The sequence below is a fragment of the Corynebacterium sp. ACRQP genome, from assembly GCF_022345915.1.
Classification (GTDB): domain Bacteria; phylum Actinomycetota; class Actinomycetes; order Mycobacteriales; family Mycobacteriaceae; genus Corynebacterium; species Corynebacterium lehmanniae.
In genome coordinates this window covers 1-18,911 of sequence record NZ_JAKRMZ010000006.1, presented here as the reverse complement: position 1 = coordinate 18,911, position 18,911 = coordinate 1, and the positions used below count along the sequence as shown (strand labels likewise).

Annotated in this window: 12 protein-coding genes, 4 tRNA genes and 1 pseudogene; 12 read left to right on the top strand and 5 right to left on the bottom strand. The window is 62.8% G+C overall.

All coding sequences use genetic code 11. The features are described from left to right. Positions 1-5: 5 nt before the first annotated feature. Positions 6-854 carry an ABC transporter permease gene (locus MHY23_RS03620; protein WP_255713846.1) on the bottom strand — a complete coding sequence of 283 codons (849 nt, stop codon included), beginning with the start codon at positions 852-854 and terminating at the stop codon, positions 6-8. A gap of 144 nt (positions 855-998) precedes the next feature. Here MHY23_RS03620 and MHY23_RS03615 point away from each other — a divergent pair, with 144 nt between their 5' ends. Then, positions 999-2,210, top strand: a complete 1,212-nt coding sequence (locus MHY23_RS03615) for an aminotransferase class V-fold PLP-dependent enzyme (protein WP_239306461.1) — start codon at positions 999-1,001, stop codon at positions 2,208-2,210. Between the two features lie 15 nt (positions 2,211-2,225). Here the strand turns inward: MHY23_RS03615 and MHY23_RS03610 are convergent, their stop codons facing one another. Next, positions 2,226-3,176, bottom strand: coding sequence for an NAD(P)H-quinone oxidoreductase (locus tag MHY23_RS03610; RefSeq protein WP_239306460.1), 951 nt, complete (start codon positions 3,174-3,176; stop codon positions 2,226-2,228). A 60-nt stretch (positions 3,177-3,236) separates the two neighbouring features. Between MHY23_RS03610 and MHY23_RS03605 the strand changes: the two genes are divergently transcribed. From MHY23_RS03605 to MHY23_RS03580, 6 genes are all read left to right on the top strand, one after another. Beyond that, a tRNA-Ser gene (locus MHY23_RS03605) sits at positions 3,237-3,321 on the top strand. Between the two features lie 177 nt (positions 3,322-3,498). Next, positions 3,499-3,900: a hypothetical protein gene (locus MHY23_RS03600; RefSeq protein ID WP_239306459.1), complete on the top strand. Its 402-nt coding sequence runs from the start codon at positions 3,499-3,501 to the stop codon at positions 3,898-3,900. 9 nt (positions 3,901-3,909) lie between these two features. Beyond that, positions 3,910-4,272, top strand: coding sequence for a CshA/CshB family fibrillar adhesin-related protein (locus MHY23_RS03595; protein WP_239306458.1), 363 nt, complete (start codon positions 3,910-3,912; stop codon positions 4,270-4,272). A gap of 36 nt (positions 4,273-4,308) precedes the next feature. Next, positions 4,309-5,301: an SdrD B-like domain-containing protein gene (locus tag MHY23_RS03590; RefSeq protein WP_239306457.1), complete on the top strand. Its 993-nt coding sequence runs from the start codon at positions 4,309-4,311 to the stop codon at positions 5,299-5,301. A 1,496-nt stretch (positions 5,302-6,797) separates the two neighbouring features. Then, positions 6,798-10,796 carry an SdrD B-like domain-containing protein gene (locus MHY23_RS03585; protein ID WP_239306456.1) on the top strand — a complete coding sequence of 1,333 codons (3,999 nt, stop codon included), beginning with the start codon at positions 6,798-6,800 and terminating at the stop codon, positions 10,794-10,796. A 74-nt stretch (positions 10,797-10,870) separates the two neighbouring features. Then, positions 10,871-11,509, top strand: coding sequence for a hypothetical protein (locus tag MHY23_RS03580; protein ID WP_239306455.1), 639 nt, complete (start codon positions 10,871-10,873; stop codon positions 11,507-11,509). Here the strand turns inward: MHY23_RS03580 and MHY23_RS03575 are convergent. After that, positions 11,506-12,000, bottom strand: coding sequence for a hypothetical protein (locus MHY23_RS03575; RefSeq protein WP_239306454.1), 495 nt, complete (start codon positions 11,998-12,000; stop codon positions 11,506-11,508). The genes MHY23_RS03580 and MHY23_RS03575 overlap by 4 nt on opposite strands. Before the next feature lie 85 nt (positions 12,001-12,085). On the opposite strand from MHY23_RS03575, the gene MHY23_RS03570 reads away from it, so the two are divergent. Both MHY23_RS03570 and MHY23_RS03565 read left to right on the top strand, forming a co-directional pair. Continuing rightward, a tRNA-Ser gene (locus tag MHY23_RS03570) sits at positions 12,086-12,176 on the top strand. A 2-nt stretch (positions 12,177-12,178) separates the two neighbouring features. After that, a tRNA-Arg gene (locus MHY23_RS03565) sits at positions 12,179-12,251 on the top strand. Between the two features lie 200 nt (positions 12,252-12,451). On the opposite strand, the gene MHY23_RS03560 is transcribed toward MHY23_RS03565, so the two are convergent. Then, positions 12,452-14,926 carry a hypothetical protein gene (locus MHY23_RS03560; RefSeq protein ID WP_239306453.1) on the bottom strand — a complete coding sequence of 825 codons (2,475 nt, stop codon included), beginning with the start codon at positions 14,924-14,926 and terminating at the stop codon, positions 12,452-12,454. Positions 14,927-15,062: 136 nt separating this feature from the next. Here MHY23_RS03560 and mgtE point away from each other — a divergent pair, with 136 nt between their 5' ends. Both mgtE and MHY23_RS03550 read left to right on the top strand, forming a co-directional pair. Next, entirely contained in the window at positions 15,063-16,424 is a 1,362-nt protein-coding gene (gene mgtE / locus MHY23_RS03555; protein ID WP_370645803.1) for a magnesium transporter, read from the top strand. A 98-nt stretch (positions 16,425-16,522) separates the two neighbouring features. Continuing rightward, positions 16,523-16,598 (top strand) — tRNA-Arg (locus MHY23_RS03550). 147 nt (positions 16,599-16,745) lie between these two features. Here MHY23_RS03550 and MHY23_RS03545 read toward each other — a convergent pair. Continuing rightward, positions 16,746-16,925 (bottom strand): annotated as a pseudogene (locus tag MHY23_RS03545) (helix-turn-helix domain-containing protein); the annotation flags it as partial. Between the two features lie 371 nt (positions 16,926-17,296). On the opposite strand from MHY23_RS03545, the gene MHY23_RS03540 reads away from it, so the two are divergent. Next, positions 17,297-18,911, top strand: a 1,615-nt coding sequence (locus MHY23_RS03540; RefSeq protein WP_239306452.1) for a collagen binding domain-containing protein, incomplete at its 3' end; no start/stop codon positions are given.

Here is an 18,911-nt window from a genome sequence, read left to right as displayed (position 1 = left end):
ACCTCCTAAACCCAGTACGGCACGCGGAAGCGCCAGCGCTTCATGGCCAGCAGGGTGATCAGGACGCCGACAACGGTGCAGGCGAGGACGATGCCCCAGTGGTAGGCGGCCAGCGGTTCGTCGATAAGCGGGGCGCGCACGATCTCGAGGTAGTGGTAGAGGGGGTTGACCTCGGCGAGCATGGCGCGCTGGGCGACCTCGCCGCCTTGGTCCTTGAGGGTGCGGGTGGTCCAGACGATCGGCGTGACGTAGAACAGCAGCTGCACCAGGGCCTCGAGCAGCGGGGCGACGTCGCGGAAGCGGGTGGCCACCATGCCGAAGAACATGGCCACCCACACGCCGTTGACCACAAGCAGCGCCAGACCGGGGATGAACAGCAGCGTGTGCAGGGTCAGCGGGATACGGAAGATCAGCACCAGCAGCAGCCAGATCACCATGTTGTGCGCCAAAAACAAAAGTTGGCGCCACACCAGGCGGTAGACGTGCACCGACAGGGCGGACGGGAGCTGTTTGATCAGGCCCTCGTTTTCGATGAAGACGTTCGCGCCGTCTTTGATGCAGCCGGAGAGGAAGCCCCAGACGATGAAGCCGACGGTGACGTGGGGGAGGAACTCCGCGACGTCGATCTGGAACAGCATGGAGTACAAAAGGCCCAGCGCCAGTGACATCACGCCGGTGGCGATGGTGATCCAGAGCGGGCCGAGGGTGGACCTCTTATACCGCTGCTTGATGTCTTGCCATCCCAGTTGCAGCCAGAGTTCGTGCTGGCCCCAACCGCGGATGAGGTCGTCGAACGCGCGCCGGAAAGTCTTGGACTTCGACGGCGGCGTGTCTTCGCCCGGAGGGCTGGTCATGCGGGCGACGTCTTGGCGCAGCTGATCTTCGTTGTGCACGCAGATCACCCTAGTGCACTGTATTTGCGCACCCGAGCTGGCGGTGTGCGCCGTGTCGGACGGGCGTGCATAATTGGGGCATTCTTGCCTGAAGGGAGGTCGGCCGTGGCGTATGACGTGTGGGGAGTGCGTGGACTCTACACATCGCTCGGTAGCGGCTGGACGTACCTGAACGCCCACACACAGCCGCAGGTGCCGGAGAAGGTGGCGACGGCGGTCTCGCGAAGCTTCCGCAACGCGGCGCTGGTGCCGCCGCCGGAGCCGGTGCTGGGATCGCACTCGAAGGAGGCGCTGGGCCAGCCGGAGGGCGTGCAGTACCCGGAGATGGCGCGGGTGGCCATCGCAGACCTGACCGGTGTGGCGGCGGACCAGGTGGTGCTGGGCCCGAGCGTGCCTGCGCTGTACTCGGCGCTGGTCAACGCGATGAAGCCGATGCTGCGCCGCAATTCTTCTATGGTGCTCAACCCGCTGGACCGGCCGCATTTGACCAAGCGGTTGCGGCGCGCCGGGCTGGATGAGGCGTGGGCGCAGGCGGACCTGGCCACCGGCGATCTGCCGGCGTGGCAGTACAGCGAGATCGCGGACGGCTCCACCCGCCTGGTGTCCGTGCCGGCGGCGCACGCGGAGCTGGGCAACGTGGTGCGCGTCGCCGACATTGTGGAGGCGGTGCGCGAAAAGTCGAGGGCGTGGGTGCTTGTGGACGCCACCGCGTACGCCCCTTACCGGCCCGTTGACCTCGAGGCTTGGGGCGCGGACGTGGCCGCGGTGGACATTGCCCAGCTGGGTGGGCCGGACATTGCCGCGCTGATCTTCCGCGACACCGCCATGTTCAAGCGCCTGGACATGGAAGCGCTGGACCTGGAGGTTTCTCAGGGCTTGGCGGGCGCGGTGCCGGCGGTGGTGGACCATTACGCCTCCCTGGTGGAGGGGTTCTCTGGCCGTGCGACCCGCCGCAACCGCCTGAAGCACTCCCTGGACGCGACCACCGCCTACCTCAATGGCCTGCGGGACGACCTGCACACGTTCTTGGGTACCCTGCCCGCCGTGCACATCGTTGGTGTGAGCGGCGAGGCGGCCGCGGACGCGCGCGTGGAGCGCATCCCGCGCCTGGCGTTCGGCGTGACAGGCGTGCCCAGCGAAACTGTGCTGCAGCGGCTGCTTGCCAACGGCATCGTGGCCACGCAAACGTGCGCCACCCCGCTTCTCGACGACATGGGCGTCGCCGACATGGGCGGCGCCGTGACGATTGCCATGTCGCCGTTCAACACCCAGAACGACATTGAGCAGCTGGTGCGGACGGTGGCGTCTCTGGCTTAGCCTCGCTCCGCTCGGCTACGGATTCACCTGAAGGAGGACCTTGCCGGTGTTGTCGCCGGAATCCAGGTGCTCGTGGGCCAGCTTGGCGTCTTCGAGCGGGAAGCGTGCGGAGATGTTCGGGGCGATCTTGCCGGACTCGATCAGCGGCCACACGTTTTCCACGGTGGAGGCGACAATCTCCGCCTTCATCGGGCGTGGCCGTGCGCGAAGGGTGGTGGCGGTGACGGAGAGGCGGCGCGGCATCATCCGCCCCAGCGACAGCGTGCCCTTCGGCCCGCCCTGCACCGCGATGACGATGAGGTGCCCGTCCGTGTTCAGCGTCTTGATGTTCTGCTCCAGGTACGGCCCGCCGACCACGTCGAGGATGGCGTCGGCCCAGCCGGGCAGCTCCTCGGCGAAGTCCTGCTCCTTGTAGTTGATCAGGATGTCCGCACCGAGCTCGCGGCAGTACTCGAGCTTCTCTTGGCTTCCGGCAGTCACCGCGACCTCGCAGCCGAGCGCCTTGCACATCTGGATGGCAAACGAGCCGATGCCGCCCGCGCCGCCGTGGATGAGCACCTTATCGCCCGCAGATACCCCGGCGATCATGCCCAGGTTGGACCACACCGTGCACGCCACCTCGACCACGCCGGCGGTCTCCTCAACCGTCAGGCCCTTTGGAATCGGTGTGAGCTGCCCCTCCGGGACAGCGACGTACTCGGCGTAGCCGCCGCCGGCGAGCAGGCAGCCGACCTCCTCGCCTTCCTTGCGGTCAGTCGTGCCCGGGTCTGTAATGATTCCCGCGCATTCCAACCCCATAATCTCGGACTCGCCCTTCGGCGGCGGGTACTTCCCCGCGGCCTGCATGATGTCGCCGCGGTTCACGCCAGCGGCCTTGACCTTGACCAGCACCTCGCCTTCCCGAAGCTCCGGCCTCTCGACCTCCACCAACTCCATCGCGCCATCCGTCACCGTGATTGCTTTCATGCCTGTTTAGGGTAGTGGCGTTCGTCCTTGTAAAGTGGCCATGTCGCTTTTTAGCGGTAAGGAGACGTGGCAGAGCGGCCGATTGCACCGGTCTTGAAAACCGGCGAGGTTTATCCCTCCGCGGGTTCAAATCCCGCCGTCTCCGCTCTTTTCATTTCAGGGCACATTGCTTATCGACGACCTCCGGCCCCCACGCGCAGGCGGGGTCATATCATGCGACGGAACTTCTACGACAAATCTGTCGTAAGTGTCTTTTCCATACATAGTCCACCCCACCACCGAGAAGCCACCACCCCAATCCCCAAACCCCTACACTGCAACCATGACTTCCTCCGCGAGCCGTCGCCTGTTGGCGTTCACGACCGTCGTCATGCTTATCGCGGGCGGAACCCTCGCCACGCGGGCCACGGGAGCCACGCAGGAGGCGCAGGAGGCGGAGTTGTTCTTCTTCGACTTCGCCAAGCTTGCTAACGGCGCGCAGACACAGGGCGGGCGCATCCTCAACGGCGCCCGCACCTACACGTTCACGCAGGCAGACGGCCTTCCCAATGGCATGGAGGCGACGGTGAGCATCCGCGAGGCCGCGGCACTCGCCAGGCTCAGTGACTACGCGAGCATGGATGTCGACGGCAACGAAATCCTCACCAAAACCCGCCTCCTCGCGGCCCCCTCAACCAACCCGTTCTTCCGCGGCGCGCCCGCGCTGACCCAGTACCTCCCCTAGTCCGCGCTTTTGCGTACCGACGGCTGGGGGAACGTCCCGATCAACTTCGACCTCGAAGTCGCGCTCACCCTCAACGGCGAAGCGACCCCCGCAAACATCTTCGCCACCGACGGCGAAACAACCAGGGTGGACGTGGAAGGCGAGCAGTCGCGGCTGGGCGCGCCGGGCGTGTCCGAGGCGCTGCGCCTGCAGACCAACGGCGGGGACTGGGAGGTTGTCCAAGACCTGTCCACCGACAACCAGCAACGGTGGCGCGCAGTTGCGAACCCGTTCCGTGTGCAGGAAGAGAAGATTGAGCGCTCGTACCGGTCTGAGGAGGCCGGGGTGAAGGGCAAGGTAGTCAATTACGTGGATACGTCTGGGGGTGGGTAGCCGGTCGTCGTCCCGCGTGGCGCGTCGAAGGTGAACGTGACTCTGGACGACCGCCCGTGGGCCGCCACCGCCGAGCGCCAGGCCGTGGTCGCCGGGTTGTACCTGCCCGCCGATCGCGCTGGGGAGGACGTGCAGGTCACGGCGCCGACCCCCGCGCCGACGCCCACCGCGACAACAACCCTGACCGAAACCGCGACAACAACCGTGACCGAAACGGCGACAGAAACCGTCACCCCGACCCCCGTGCAGCACCCGGGCACCGTCGGCGGCTACATCTGGAAGGACGCCAACAACAACGGGGTGAAGGACCAGGGCGAGCGCGGGTTCAAGGACATCGTCGTGCGCGTAATGCCGCCGGCGGGGGTTGATGAGCAAGTGCGCGCCACCTCCACCGACGCGGACGGGTTCTGGGAGGTCAAGGGGCTGACACCGAACCAGGACTACACCATCGAGTACGTCGTTCCCGGCGTCGATCCGGCCGACCTGCCCGACGACTTCACGGTGGACAAGGACGGCCGCGTGCAGATCATCGTCCACATCAACCCCGACCAACCCGTCGACCTGAACCGCGGCGTCGCGCTCGCGGAGGAGCCCCGCTACCAGGTCGTCACCGAACGAGTGACGGAAAAGGTGACGGTGACGCGGGTGGCACCGACCGTCGTCACGCATACTGCGACGGCGAAGCCGGCGGAGCCCTCCCGCAGCGTTGGTGATGTAATTAACCGCTGCGCCGCGAACGCCGTGGAGTCGCCGCTGTTGTACCTGTTCCCCGTGGTCGTTGGGGCGATCTTCGGGTTGCCCATCCTTCTGCCCGAGATCAATCGGCAGCTGGCGGAGACCGGCGGCAACGACGCCTTGCGCGCCCAGCTTGCGGATCTCGAGCGCACGCTCAGCGACCCCGACGTCCAGCGCATCGGCGGCGCCGCCTTCGGCGTGCTGTACCTCGCCGCCGCCATCGCCATCACCTACGACTGGTGCGCCAACGACTACGGCCAGGCCAAAACGTCCCTCGGCTCGAGCAACCGCTAATCGACGGCACCCAACCCGCGGGGGTATCCAGCGGGGGTGAACTAGGATTTGCGCAGCTGATATGACCTTTTTGTCAGTTGTTCGGTTTTTACGGTCGTGACCTTGGGTGTTGCGATCCACCTGTGAAAGCCCTGCTTAGCCGCTGAGCCGCCGATCCGGATCGCGGCCCGGTTACCTGTGAAATCGGACTACCCTCGGCGTACATCCCCGCGGTTGCGGTTTGGCCACGGGACCTTTCTGTCCATCGCTCTGCACTTATCTGGAGGTTCTTCATGAGCGAAAACATGAAATCCCGGCAGAACCGGGTCCGCCGAAACGTCACAGCCCTGGTGAGTGCGGTGGCGCTGGCGTGCGGTACCGTGGCGGTGCCGCAAGTGGCTCCGACCGCACGGGCTCTTGAGAGTGGCCCGATCATCGATATCGATGCCCGTGAAGCTGACGGCAAAGTGCTGAAAATGGATGTTCAGCTCACGGTCGACAACGCTAACCCAACCGGCGATTTCAAGTACATAGTTAAAGCTGAATCCCGTCCACCCCGTCCAACCCCGCGCCCCGATACTCCAGGGGAATCGAATCTTCGCAATTTCGTTCTCTGGTTGCACCCAGACGACGCTAAGACAGAGATTGATGAGAGCGCTCAACCTGAATTCGTGTGGGCAAGCGGCAATTCACGTCCTTACACCGCCCAGAAGCTTGACAACGGTGAGTGGAGATTCGAATTCGGGGACGAAAAAGTCGATCCGAAGACAAACGAGTCTTACAAGGAAGTCGCAGGAGGCGACTACCTGGTCGAAGCTCGGATTCCGGCAAGGGTGAAGGAGGGTGCGCAACGACCGTTCCACGCGAAAGCAGTTGCTGAGTCGGAAATTAGACCTCCCATCGGGTGGGTTGGTCTGCGCGAGAATTTGCAATGGGAGCCTACCGACGAGGGGCTGATCTTCTATAACTCATCCAAGGATCCGAGTAGTCCTGGGTATCGTCGACGCGATCCGCACTACGCCGAACTTTGGAATACCTACCAACTTCAGGGAGGAGGGTACGGGAGCCAACTTTTCCAGTTTTTCCTTGGTCTCCAAAGCAAACCTGGTGGCGCTGATTTGAAGTTCGTTGGTGGTACACCCAGAAATCCGGAAACTGGCGGAGACGACACGCAGAGAATTCAGGGTTTGGGCTTTTGGGTAGGTGATGGGCTCGCGGTCCGTGTGACCGACCCAGACGGGAAATTCATCTCGGATGAGGTCATGAAGCGCATGAGGCCAGCACAGCCACCGTTTCAGATGCTCGAACCGCACACGCCAAAGGATCCAAGTAATCCCCCCAAATTTATCTCTGGGTGGAACTGGTTCGAGGGGCAACCGAAGCCCGACGGTGAAATCACCGACGACGAATTGTGGCTCCCCTCCGGTACAACCATCGAAATCCACCAACTTGTATACGACCCTGACGCACGTTTCGGCAAGCTGATTGACGGGCCCGATGGGACTCGAATTCCTGATGTGCCGGGTGACGTTGCATCCCACATTGTTGACGGACGGCCAGGGCAGTCGGCCAGAGACGAGGATGAAATCACCTTCGGCTCGCCTTTCATCGGCGACCGCGTCTGGGTGGATACGAACGGCAACGGCATTCAGGATGATGGGGAAACCACTGGCGTGCCAGGAGTTCGTGTGATTGTGTCACGCGACGGCGAACCTGATCGAGCCGTAACCACGGACTCGGATGGTAAGTGGTTGGTCGAGGGGCTCACCGCGGATGCTCAGTACAACGTCCGCTTCATCCTGCCTACCGATGGTGACTACAAGGATTACGTTGCCACCACTACGGGGGCGGAAAACAGCACGCCTGCGAATGACTCCAACGGTCTCGAGTTCACTACGGGGAACATTCCCGCGGCGGGTGACTTGACCTATGACCTCGGTATCAAGGAACCCGGCAAGGCCTCTGTCGGTGACCGGGTCTGGGTCGATGCGAATCGCAATGGATTGCAAAATCAGGGTGAGAATGGTCTCACGGGTGTCACCGTCACCGTCACCCCGCCGCAGGGCTCGACCGAGCAGACCCGCACCGTTACCACCGACACCAACGGTAAGTGGAAGGTCGAGGGTCTGACTCCGGGTGTGGAGTACACCGTAGAGTTCACCCTGCCTGACGGGTACAAGGCTACGCAAGCGCGCGTTGGCGATGACCAAGGCAAGGACTCCAACGGTCTCAAGTCCACGGTCACCCTGAACCCCGGTGAGTTCAACCAGACCTACGACCTCGGCGTGTACCAGACCGCCTTTATCGGTGATTACGTCTGGGAGGACTTGAACAACGACGGCATCCAGCAAGGAAACGAACCACCTATCACAGGCGTCGTAGTCAAGGTCGAGGGCCCGAACGGTGAAACCTTCTACACCTCGACGAACAACGAGGGCAAGTGGCTTGTCGACGACCTCGTGCCCGGCACCGACTACACCGTCACTTTCACTCCGCCGACCGGTTATGCACCGACAAAGACAGCGCAGGGTGAGGATCGCGCGGTCGATTCCAACGGCCTGACGTTCAAGACTGGCGAGGTTCCCGCGGAGGGCGATCTGACGCTTGACCTCGGCTTGGTCAAGACAGCGTCTGTGGGCGACCGTGTTTGGCTTGATGAGGGCGAGGGCTCCAACCGGGGCAACGGCATCCAGGACGATGGCGAACCCAACGTCCCGGGTGTGAAGGTGACGGTTTCCGCAGAAGGAGAGGATGACCGCTCCACGGTCACCGACCCCAACGGCAATTGGCGCATCGACGGTCTCACCCCAGGTGTTAAGTACACCGTCACCTTCACTCCGCCAGCCGGTTACGAGGTCACGAAGACTAACCAGGGTGACGATCGCGGCACCGACTCGAACGAGGCCACAAGCACCGTCACCCTCAAGCCGGGCGAGTACAACAAAACCTACGACCTCGGTCTTGTCAAAAAGCTGGATCCTGCGACCGCCTCCGTCGGCGACCGCGTGTGGGTCGACGAGAATGCCAACGGCATCCAGGACGATGACGAAAAGAACGGTGTTTCTGGCGTCACGGTCACTGTCACGCCCCCTGAAGGCAACTCCGAGGAGCCGCGTACGACTACGACCGATGACAACGGCAACTGGCGCATCGACGGTCTCACCCCGGGTCTCGAATACACCGTGACCTTCAAGCTTCCCGACGGCACGACCGTGACCAAGACGGTCAAGAACAACCCGGAGAAGGACTCCAACGGCCTTGAAAGCACCGTCACCCTGGAACCGGGCGAGTACAACGACACCTACGACCTCGGCGTGGTTTCCGCTTCCGTCGGCGACCGCGTGTGGCTCGATGAAGGTAAGGACGCCAACAAGGCCAACGGCATCCAGGACGCGGACGAAACGACCGGCGTTGCGGGCGTCGTTGTCCGAGTCTCCCGCCAGGGCGAAGCTGTGCGCGAGACCAAGACCAACGACAATGGCGAGTGGAAGATCGATGGCCTCACGCCTGGTGTGAATTACCGCGTTGAGTTCGACGCGCCGGCCGGTTACTCCGTGTCCCCGTCGAAGCAGGGCAAAGACGGCGAAAAGGACTCCAACGGCCTTTCCGACACCATCGCCGCGCTCGAGTCGGGTGAGAACAACACCTCCTACGACCTCGGCCTGTACAAGCCGGCTCCGACAACGACGGTGTCGACCACAACCGCTGCGCCGACCACCACCCCGACGACCACCGTGACCACGCAGGTTCCGACCACCGTGACCACCAAGGTCACCACGGAGAAGCAGGTTCCGACCACCGTGACCACGCAGGTCCCGACCACGGTCACCACCGCAGGAAACTGCAAGACCTGCACCCCGACGACTGTGACCACGCAGGTTCCGACGACGGTGCCAACGACGCTGATCAGGACCACTGAAGTTGAGGTGACCAAGGAGGTCCCCACCACCGTCGTTCAGACGACAACCAACAAGGTCGTGGTCACCGATGAGAACACCGCCATCATCGGCGACAAGGTCTACATCGACGACAATTCGGACGGCAAGCAGGACCCGAACGAGAACGAGGGCGTTCCAAACGTCACCGTCATCGTTACGGGTGAGGACGGCGAGGAGCAGCGCACCGTCACGGACAAGGACGGCAACTGGCACGTCGTTGTCCAGCCGGGTGAGTACACCGTCAAGTACGAGACGGACCGCGTCCCAAGCGATCCGGAGCAGCTCGAGCGCACCGCCACTGTCAAGCCGGGCGAGAAGAAGGACGACGTCGACCTCGGCGTGCTGCGCACGGGCACTGTTGGTGACCGTGTGTGGAACGACGAGGACGGCGACGGTGAGCAGGGCGAGAACGAGAAGGGCCTCGAGAACGTAGTGGTCCTGGTGTCCCGTGAGGGTGAGCCGACCCGTTCCGCAGTGACCGATGAAAACGGTGACTGGAAGATTGAAGGTCTGAACCCGAACGCGGAGTACGAGATCCGCTTTATCAAGCCTGAGGGCTGGGAGGTTACCGGTAAGGTGCCGGGTTCGGACGAGTCTGGTCTCGTCTCCAAGGTGACGGTGAAGCCGAACGAGTACAACGACACCTACGACCTTGGCCTGAAGAAGATCGATCCGGATTGTGATTGCGAGCCGGAGGAGCCGGGCCGCATTGGTGACCGTGTGTGGGTCGACGAGAACGGCGACGGCAAGCAGGATCCGGGCGAGAAGACCGGTGTGCCTGACGTGACCGTGATCGTCCGCGACAAGGACGGCAACGAGGTCACCCGCACGGTCACCGACGAGAACGGCAACTGGAAGGTTGACGTCACACCGGGCGATTACGAGGTTGAGTACCGACCGCGCGATTGGAAGCCGACCGATCCGTCGCAGGTGATCCGCAAGGTCACTGTCGAGTCGGGTAAGGAGTACCTGGATCTTGATCTTGGTGTGAAGCCGGGTGAGCCTGCGCCGTCGACCCCGCCGGTGACGGTGACGCAGACTGTGGAGAAGCCTGCTCCGTCGACGACTCCGAAGCCGTGGAGCCCGGGTCTGGGTGAGGGCGGCGAGTTCTTGGATCGCTGCGTGGCTAACGCTGTGCGCTCCCCGTTCCTGTACCTGGTGCCGGTGGCGCTGCTGGGCGCGTTCGGCGGCGAGCTCGCCCGCCCGTACATGGGCGCGATCAACGAGCAGGTGAACAAGATCAACGCCGAGTTCCAGGCAGCCATCCGTCGTAACTCTCCGGAGTGGGGCGAGGGCGGCCAGGGTGCTCGCCGCGAGGATCCGTTTGCGCAGCTGCGTGGACAGATCGATGCTGCGAACCGTCAGTTGCAGCAGATGGCGGCTGACCCGGACGTGCAGCGCTTCGGCACTGTCGCAGCGGGCATCATCGGCCTGATCGCGGCCGGTGCCGTGATCTACGACTGGTGCTCCAGCGAAGAGGGCCAGGCCGTGACCTCCATCAAGGGTGACGGTTCCTCCCGCCAGGAGAAGGTGACCACGGTCGCCCCGACCGTGACCACCACGGAGACGCGCAACTAACCCCGCGCGAAACCGCTTGAGGGCCAGCAGGCAATCACCGCCTGCTGGCCCTTTCCGCGTCTACGATGGCGCGCATGATCATCGATGCAGACTTGTCCAATGTGCGGGTGAATGGCCCTTGGCAACGTCGTCAGGCAGAAGAGCTCGAGCGCTTCAAGAACGCGGAAACCGCGGTGGTGGGGGACACCCTGAACCACCTGACCACAATGTCCGGGCGCATCCGCCGCCTGGTGGGCGAGGGCACGCTCGTGGGCAGCGCGTTCCCGATCTCCGTGCAGCCCGGCGATAACTTGGGCGTGTGGCGCGCGCTTGACGACGCTCAAGCGGGCGACGTCCTGGTCATTAACGCCCGCGGAGCCAACGGCGCGGCCATCCTGGGCGGGCAGCTGGGCAAGATGATGGCGAAGGTCGGCGTGCTCGGCGCCATTGTGGACGGGCCGGTGCGCGACCTCGACGACCTCGACGGATACGGCCTGCACATCTACGCCACCGGCAAGACCGCGATGGGACCGTCCAAATTCGGGCCTGCGGAGGTCGGCTTCCCCGTCGCGTGCGACTCCGCGGTCGTGCACCCCGGCGACATCATCGTCGCGGACAGAGACGGTGTGGCGGTCGTGCCGCAGCTGCGTATCGACGAAGTCCTGACGGCCATCCACCAAAAAGAAGCGGACGAGGAACAACTCCTCGCCCGCATTGACACGGAGTGGCGCTAGGCCTCGTCCGGGAAAAGCTCCGGCATGGTGTGGAATTGGCGGGTGCCGGGGAAGTCCGAAGGGACGTCGATAAGCAAATCCTTTGCTCGTTTCGTATCCGGGCGATTCTGGCCGGCGACGACCTGCACCTTCTCGATAGGGAACTCGCCGCGCAGCTGCACAACCGCGGCGCCGTCGTTGCGGTACGCGAAGTTCTCGCCGAGCAGGCCGGCGACCTCCGAGACGGACTCGGTGGAGCTGCCCAGATTGTCCGCGCGCCACGAGCCCTCGAGATCGCCGAGGGGGACGCCGAGAAGGACAATGCCGTCCGCGGTCTTAGCCAGCGCGGAGGTCTTCGGGGTGAAATAGAACGGCACGGACGCGCTCTCGCCGGCCAACGGGCCAACAGTGAGCGAATCCAGCTTGGCAGGGAACCAAACTAAGTAATCAGACGGGTCATTTGAAGTGTCGCGGGCGGCGAGGCCGGAGGTGAGCCAAGTGTGGATTTTCATACGGCCGAGTATACGGATTTCACGCAGGGCGATCCGGGGTGTATTTGGACGCGCGGGGCCGACAGAGTAATGTGGAGCAAGGTCTGGAGATGTGCCAGAGTGGCCGAATGGGGCTCCCTGCTAAGGAGTTGCCCCCTTGACGGGGGCCGCAGGTTCAAATCCTGTCATCTCCGCCACCGCGCCCGTAGCTCAACGGATAGAGCATCTGACTACGGATCAGAAGGTTGGGGGTTCGAATCCCTCCGGGCGCACGCGTGTTTTTCGTGCGGAAACCCTGCTTGGCGGGGGTTTTCGGCGTTGGTGGGGTTTGGGGGGCGGTTCCTGACAGATCACGGCGGGCGTTTGCGTCGACCTGGGACGATGGGGGCGCTCTGACAGATTCCGCCGCGATGTGTCGGGGAATGTAAACAGAAAGCCCCGCCGGCGAGGGCGGGGTTGGGGTGCGACCGTGCTAGCTCTGGCGGGTTTCCACCACCGGGGCCGCGACGGTCTCGGCCGGCTTGTCGTTGCCGTTGCTGCTGCCGCCGACGCTGACATCGACGCCGTTGACGCGCGGGATGCAGGTGCGGACGGCTGCGGTGACAAGCAGGGCAGCGACGACGCCTACGGCCGCGCCACCAGCGGCGGTGAGCTGTGCGGGCTCGACGTTGAACTGACGGGCAGCGTCGTTGAATGCGCGCTCAGCCCGCTTGGCAGTGTCGTTGAGGACCGGGACGTTAACCTGGCCTGCCAGCGCAAGCGGGATCATCGCGATCAGCGGGAGACCAAGGCCCACCAGGGAAGCGATGCAGCGCGGGTCGGAGGAACCGCCGTCAACGCCGACGTTCGCGTCGATGAGGTGATCGCCGTTTTCGTCCTGGCCCTTGCGAGAGGAGCCGAAGCCCACCAAGCCGCCGTTGGCGTTGCCAGTGACGAGCACCTCCGGATTTGCGTTGCCGGTTGCGACCACGCTGTTGTTCGACCCGTTGTTGTTGCCGATGTTCGACGGGTTCGCATTGTCAGTGATGACCACAGTCGGGTTGGCGTTGTTGGTGACGACGGCGCTGTTGTTGGAGCCGTTGTCGTTGGCGTTGCCGGTGACGACCACAGTCGGGTTGGCGTTGTTGGTGACGACGGCGCTGTTGTTCGAGCCGTTGTCGTTGGCGTTGCCGGTGACAACCACCGTCGGGTTGGCGTTGTTGGTCACCACGGCGCTGTTGTTCGACCCGTTGTTGTTGCCGATGTTCGACGGGTTCGCATTGTCAGTGATGACCACGGTCGGGTTGGCGTTGTTGGTGACGACGGCGCTGTTGTTGGAGCCGTTGTCGTTCGCGTTGCCAGTGATGACCACAGTCGGGTTGGCGTTGTCGGTGACGACGGCGCTGTTGTTGGACCCGTTGTCGTTCGCGTTGCCAGTGATGACCGGGTTCGCATTGCCGGTGACGACGGCGCTGTTGTTGGACCCGTTGTCGTTCGCGTTGCCAGTGATGACCGGGTTCGCATTGCCGGTCACCACGGCGGAGTTGTTAGACCCGTTGTCGTTCGCGTTACCGGTGACGACAGGGTTCGCGTTGCCGGTAATGACCGGGTTCGCGTTGCCCGTGATGACCGGATTGGCGTTACCCGTGACAACAGGGTTCGCGTTGTCAGTCACCACAACGGAGTTGTTGGAACCGTTCTCGCGCAGGTTGTCGTTCACGTTGCCCGTGATGACTACGGACGGGTTGGCATTGCCAGTGATCACCGGGTTGGCATTGCCGGTGATGACCACCGTCGGGTTGGCGTTGTTGGACAGGTTGTCCTTGATCTCAACCGTCGGGTTGGCGTTGTTTGTGATCACCACGGACGGGTTGCCGTTGTTGGACAGGTTGTCCCGCGGGTTGACGTTGTCGGTGATGACCACGTTCGGGCTGCCGTTGTTGTTGCCGATGTTGGACGGGTTCGCGTTGTTGGTGATCACAACGTTGATCAAGCGTCCGGCACCGCCGCCGCTGGTTCCGCCCTCGCCGCCGCTGGTTCCGCCCTCACCGCCGGTGGTTCCACCCCCGTTACCGCCGGTTCCGCCCTCGCTACCGCCGTTTCCGCCGCCAGTGAGGCCACCGATGATGTCGCCCAGGCCGCCGAGCAGGGAGCCACCGGTACCGGCACCGATCAGGCTGCCCAGGATTGGCCCGAGGATGCTAGCGACGGTGCCTGCCGTTTCTGCGGGTGTCTTTGACGGGTTCTTGGCTGCAATCCTCAGGGTGGCCTCGAACTTGTCAGTTCCGTCGTTCACCTCAACTGGAAGGTCGAAGTCGCCCTCCTTGAACGTGGTTGGTGGGGTGACGCGGATGGTGGTGCCGTCGTTGGAGACGGACCAGCCAGTCGGCAGAGCGGCTCCGCTCTTAGACACGCTGACGCCCTCCGGCAGGGTGATTCCCTCGACGGATTGCGCTGACGTGGACTTTCCAAAGTCCATCGGGTAGCGGGAGGTCAGCTGGTTTTCCCATTCGGCGCCGGGGCGCTCGTTGATGATGTTGACGCGCAGCGTCGTGTCAAAGGTCTCGCCGGCGGCGGTGGTCACGCGCACCGGGATGTCCTTCTTACCTGCGCCAAAGGCGGCGGTGGACTTCGGGCGGATCAGGGTCAGCGTGCCGTCGTTGTTGTTGAAGCCCCAGTTGAAGATGGTGTTCGTGCGCGGTGCGACGGTGTCGCCGGGCTGAAGCTGCAGCCCTTCGACTACAGCTTCATCGGTGTTCCAGAAGTTTGCGGTGTCGAAGCGCGGCTCGAAGGTGGCGGCAGAGGTGCCTTCGCTTGTCGACGGCTGCTCCGCCGGCGCCGGTTCAGCATCACTCGTCGGCGTGGTTGTCTCCTGGGCCTGGACAGGGGAGACAAACGGTGCCACGAGGGCTAGGGACAGAGCGCCCGCCGCGATGACGGTGCGGCGGGAACGAACGGACTTTGCCATGGTGGCTCCTTTAAGGGTTCAGCGGATTGTCAGCGATGTATGACACGTATCGCAGATCACGCGTAGATTTTTGCATACATCCGGCAAGAATCAACGCGCCTGAGACAAATATTTTCCGGGTGGGTACCCTCGCCGTGTGACTACGGCCAACGCGGCGGCGATCGCGCACCTGGAAAAGCAACTGAACCGGCACCGGTTGGACTCCGACGACTTGGATGGGCTCCACGAGGAGCTGGCGGAAATCCCGTTGCACGATGTGGTGCACGTGGTGGAGCGGCAGCCGTCGAAACGCGGTGCTGTGCTTATCCGCCTGCTGCCGCCGGAGCGCGCGGCCGCGGCGTTTGATGCGCTGGATCCCGCCCACCAGGCGGAAATTGTGGAGGCGCTCGGGCGCGAGGACGTCGCCGGGCTGTTCAGCGCGCTGGGTGCCGAGGACCGCGTGCGCATGCTGGACAACCTGCCCGCGGAGATCGCGGAGCGGTTCCTGGGGGATCTGGACGAGGATGCCCGCGCGGACACCGACCTGATTCTGGGCTACGAGAAGGGCTCGGTCGGCCGCGCGATGAGCCCCAAAGTGGCGGCGGTTGGGCCAGGGGAGGGGGTGCGGGAGGTCGTCGAGAAGCTGAGGGCGAATGCGGACCGCTTTGAGACGGTCTACACCATCGCCGTGGTGGACCCGGAGCGCACGCTGTGCGGCGTGGTGTGGCTTCGCGACCTGTTCAGGGCGGCGCCGGACGCCCGAGTCGGCGATGTGATGCGGGAGCGCCCGGCGGTGCAAGTCAGCGACGATGCCGAGGACGCCGCGCGACGCCTGCTCTCCTCCGGACTGCTGGCGTTTCCGGTGGTGGATGCCGGCAACCGGCTGGTGGGTATTTTCACCCACGACGAGGCCGCCGACATTGTCGAGCACGCCGACAGCGAGGACACCGCGCGCCAGGGCGGCTCCGAGTCCCTGAAGCAGCCGTACCTAGCCACCCCGGTGCTCAAGCTGGTGCGCTCGCGCATCGTGTGGCTGCTCGTGCTGGCGCTCTCCGCGATCCTGACCGTGCAGGTCCTGGGCGTTTTCGAGGACACGCTCGCGCAGGTGACGGTGCTGTCGCTGTTCATCCCGCTGCTCACCGGCACCGGCGGCAACACCGGCAATCAGGCGGCAACCACGGTGACAAGGGCGCTCGCGCTTCACGACGTCACCAAAGGCGACATCCTCAAAGTCATGTGGCGCGAACTGCGCGTCGGCGCGACTCTCGGAGCAGTGCTCGGGGTGCTCGGATTGGCCATCGCGTGGGCCGTTTTTGGCCAAGACATCGGAATAGTGATAGGAAGCACACTATTTTGTGTCTGCGCCATGTCCGCGACCGTTGGCGGCATGATGCCGATCGTCGCGAAGACCGTCGGCGCGGACCCCGCCGTGTTTTCCAACCCGTTCATCTCAACCTTCTGCGACGCGACCGGTCTGGTGATCTACTTCGCCATTGCCAAGGCGGTGCTTGGGTTGTAGTCGGGGGTGTGTTTGTAGGTTTGGCCTGCTGTTTTGGTGGTGAGTTCACCTGGGTGTAATGTTCTTCTTCGTTGTCCACACGGCAACGAACTGAATACGCGCCCGTAGCTCAACGGATAGAGCATCTGACTACGGATCAGAAGGTTGGGGGTTCGAATCCCTCCGGGCGCACCATTGTCATGAGTCGCGTCATGCTTGACGCATGAGTCGCGACATGCTGGACGGACCGGCATCCCAGTTGTTTTTATTCTGGGGTGCCGGTTTTGTTCATTTGGGGCGAAGTGGTGGGTCACCGTGTTTCCAGTAGGCCTGTTGGTAGTCGTGGGTGTGAGGGGCACGCGATTTCGGTGCGATTGCCTCGGCGCCGCCTGCGTCGTAGGCGTTGAGGATCTGATGGACGCGTTGCCGTGAGATGCCAAAGCGCTTGGCGACGCTGGTGGGTGTGCCGCCTTGGTCTCTGACGGCTCTGACGATGGCGAGATTACGGTTGGGACTGTTCATAGCGTCAAACATGTCCCGACTCACCAGTCAAGCGTCACCGACACGGCTGAGGTAACCCTAAGTGTCAACAATGACGCGACTCACCTGTCAAGGATCACGACGCAGTCCGCAGGCACACCCCGTCAAATATGTCGTGACCTCAGGCACCTCCGGGCGCACCATCTGTTTGAACGCCCCGAGCACCCCGCTCGGGGCGTTTTGTGTCTTTCTCAGGATTAGGTGGGGCCTGAGTGTTCTTTGTTAGGAACTTTAGAAAACCTTTTAAAACTGAAAAAGCCCTGATTAACTGCACTTTCAGGGTTGGCTCTTGCTTGAAAGCGCCTGTCCAAGTTGGTAGGTTCTACGGAAGTTCCGTGGGAGAAGTGTGTTCTATGTACTTCTTCCTCGAATTTCTCCCATTTACAAAAACAACCATTGGAGCCATCTTGAAGAACGCTTCCTCCCCGTTCGAGTTCAACTCGGACGCTGCCGCCCAGGGCCCTTCGAACCCTGCGCGCTACAACGCATCCTCTTCCGCACGCCGCGGCTTCTCCGGCAAGCGCACCGCAATAGCCAGCATGACCGCGGTGTCGTTGGCGCTGAGTGGTTTGACTGTGCCGAGTGTTGTTGGGGGTGCAGGATCCGGGCTTGCCGGGGTGCAAACGGCTAATGCTGCCACAGGAATGGCAGTGACAGCTTCAGTAAATTACGACAAGGGTGACAAATTTTACTCTGTATTCTCGGACCTTGGGGAAGTGCCGGGTAAAATCGATACCTTCCATGTGAGGCTGGATCCTCAGGAGTACAAAAACAAGAAGTTCACCGTAACCGAGTCATTCCCTGTTGAGGCCGTTTATCGCTACGGGTATACGGACCGGGAAGGCAAATCCCGCACATACGAACAATCCATTTCCGGAATCGGTGTGCCTGATGCCGACGGTCGCGGCTTCGTTTTTAAGCTGGATGAGCCAATCGAAGACATGAAGTCTAAAGGCTCGGTGCGGTTTGCTGCGGATCCGAACCTGATTTCCGCGGTGAGGCTCAATGCAGACGGAACCGTCAAAGTCGATGGTGACGGGAACCCTGACTGGACTGATCTTGATAATGCGGCTGGTCAGGCGGGAGTTATCTCCTACTCCAAGGGCTCGGTGTCTGGCTCGGTTGATCCGGAGGCTGTTGACAAGGTTGAACTGGTTGATGCGCAGGGTAAGCGCTACACAGCGTCGATCGATGCCACCACTGGTGTGGTGAAGTTTGGTGAGTTGCCGGAGGGGGATTACACCTTGGTGATTGATCCGGCTGATGGGTATGTGAAGCCTGCGGATCGTACGGTGACGGTGAAGGCTGGTGACGACACCCGGCTTGGTGATCTTACGCCGCAGCGCGAGACCGGCGCCATTAACGGTTCGGTGTCGAACGTTCCTAGTGGGGCGAATCTCCAGGTTCGAGCGACCGGCAACGATGACGCGACCCGAGGCATTTCCGAGGTGGTCGATGTCGTCGATGGCACCTACTCGATTTCGGACCTGCCGACCGGCGATTATGTCGTAGAAGTAGTCGCAACAACCGTTCCCGAAGGGTTCTCGGTTAGCGGTGGTCAGTCGGCGACCGTCACACATAACGGCACGGAGACGAAGAACTTCAAGATTTCTTCTGGGCGCGGCAAATTGACGGTGAACCTCAGCACGGATACCCCGGTTGAGATAACCGCGGTTCACGACGGGGTGACATACTCCTTTGGCTCGCAGAATAATTCGTTTACGTGGGGTGCTGCCCCGATCGGCGAATACACGGTGGAAGTCAATGCCCCAGACGGCTACACGGTTGAGGGCAACACCTCGGTTAACGTGCCTGAAGATGGTGAAGCTATTGCCAACGTGACGGTCACGCGTGATACGGGTTCGGTGTCTGGCACGGTTGATCCGAAGATTGTTGACAAGGTTGAGTTGGTTGACTCCACCACTGGTGAGCGTCGTGAGGTGCCTGTTGATGGTGACGGCAACCTGA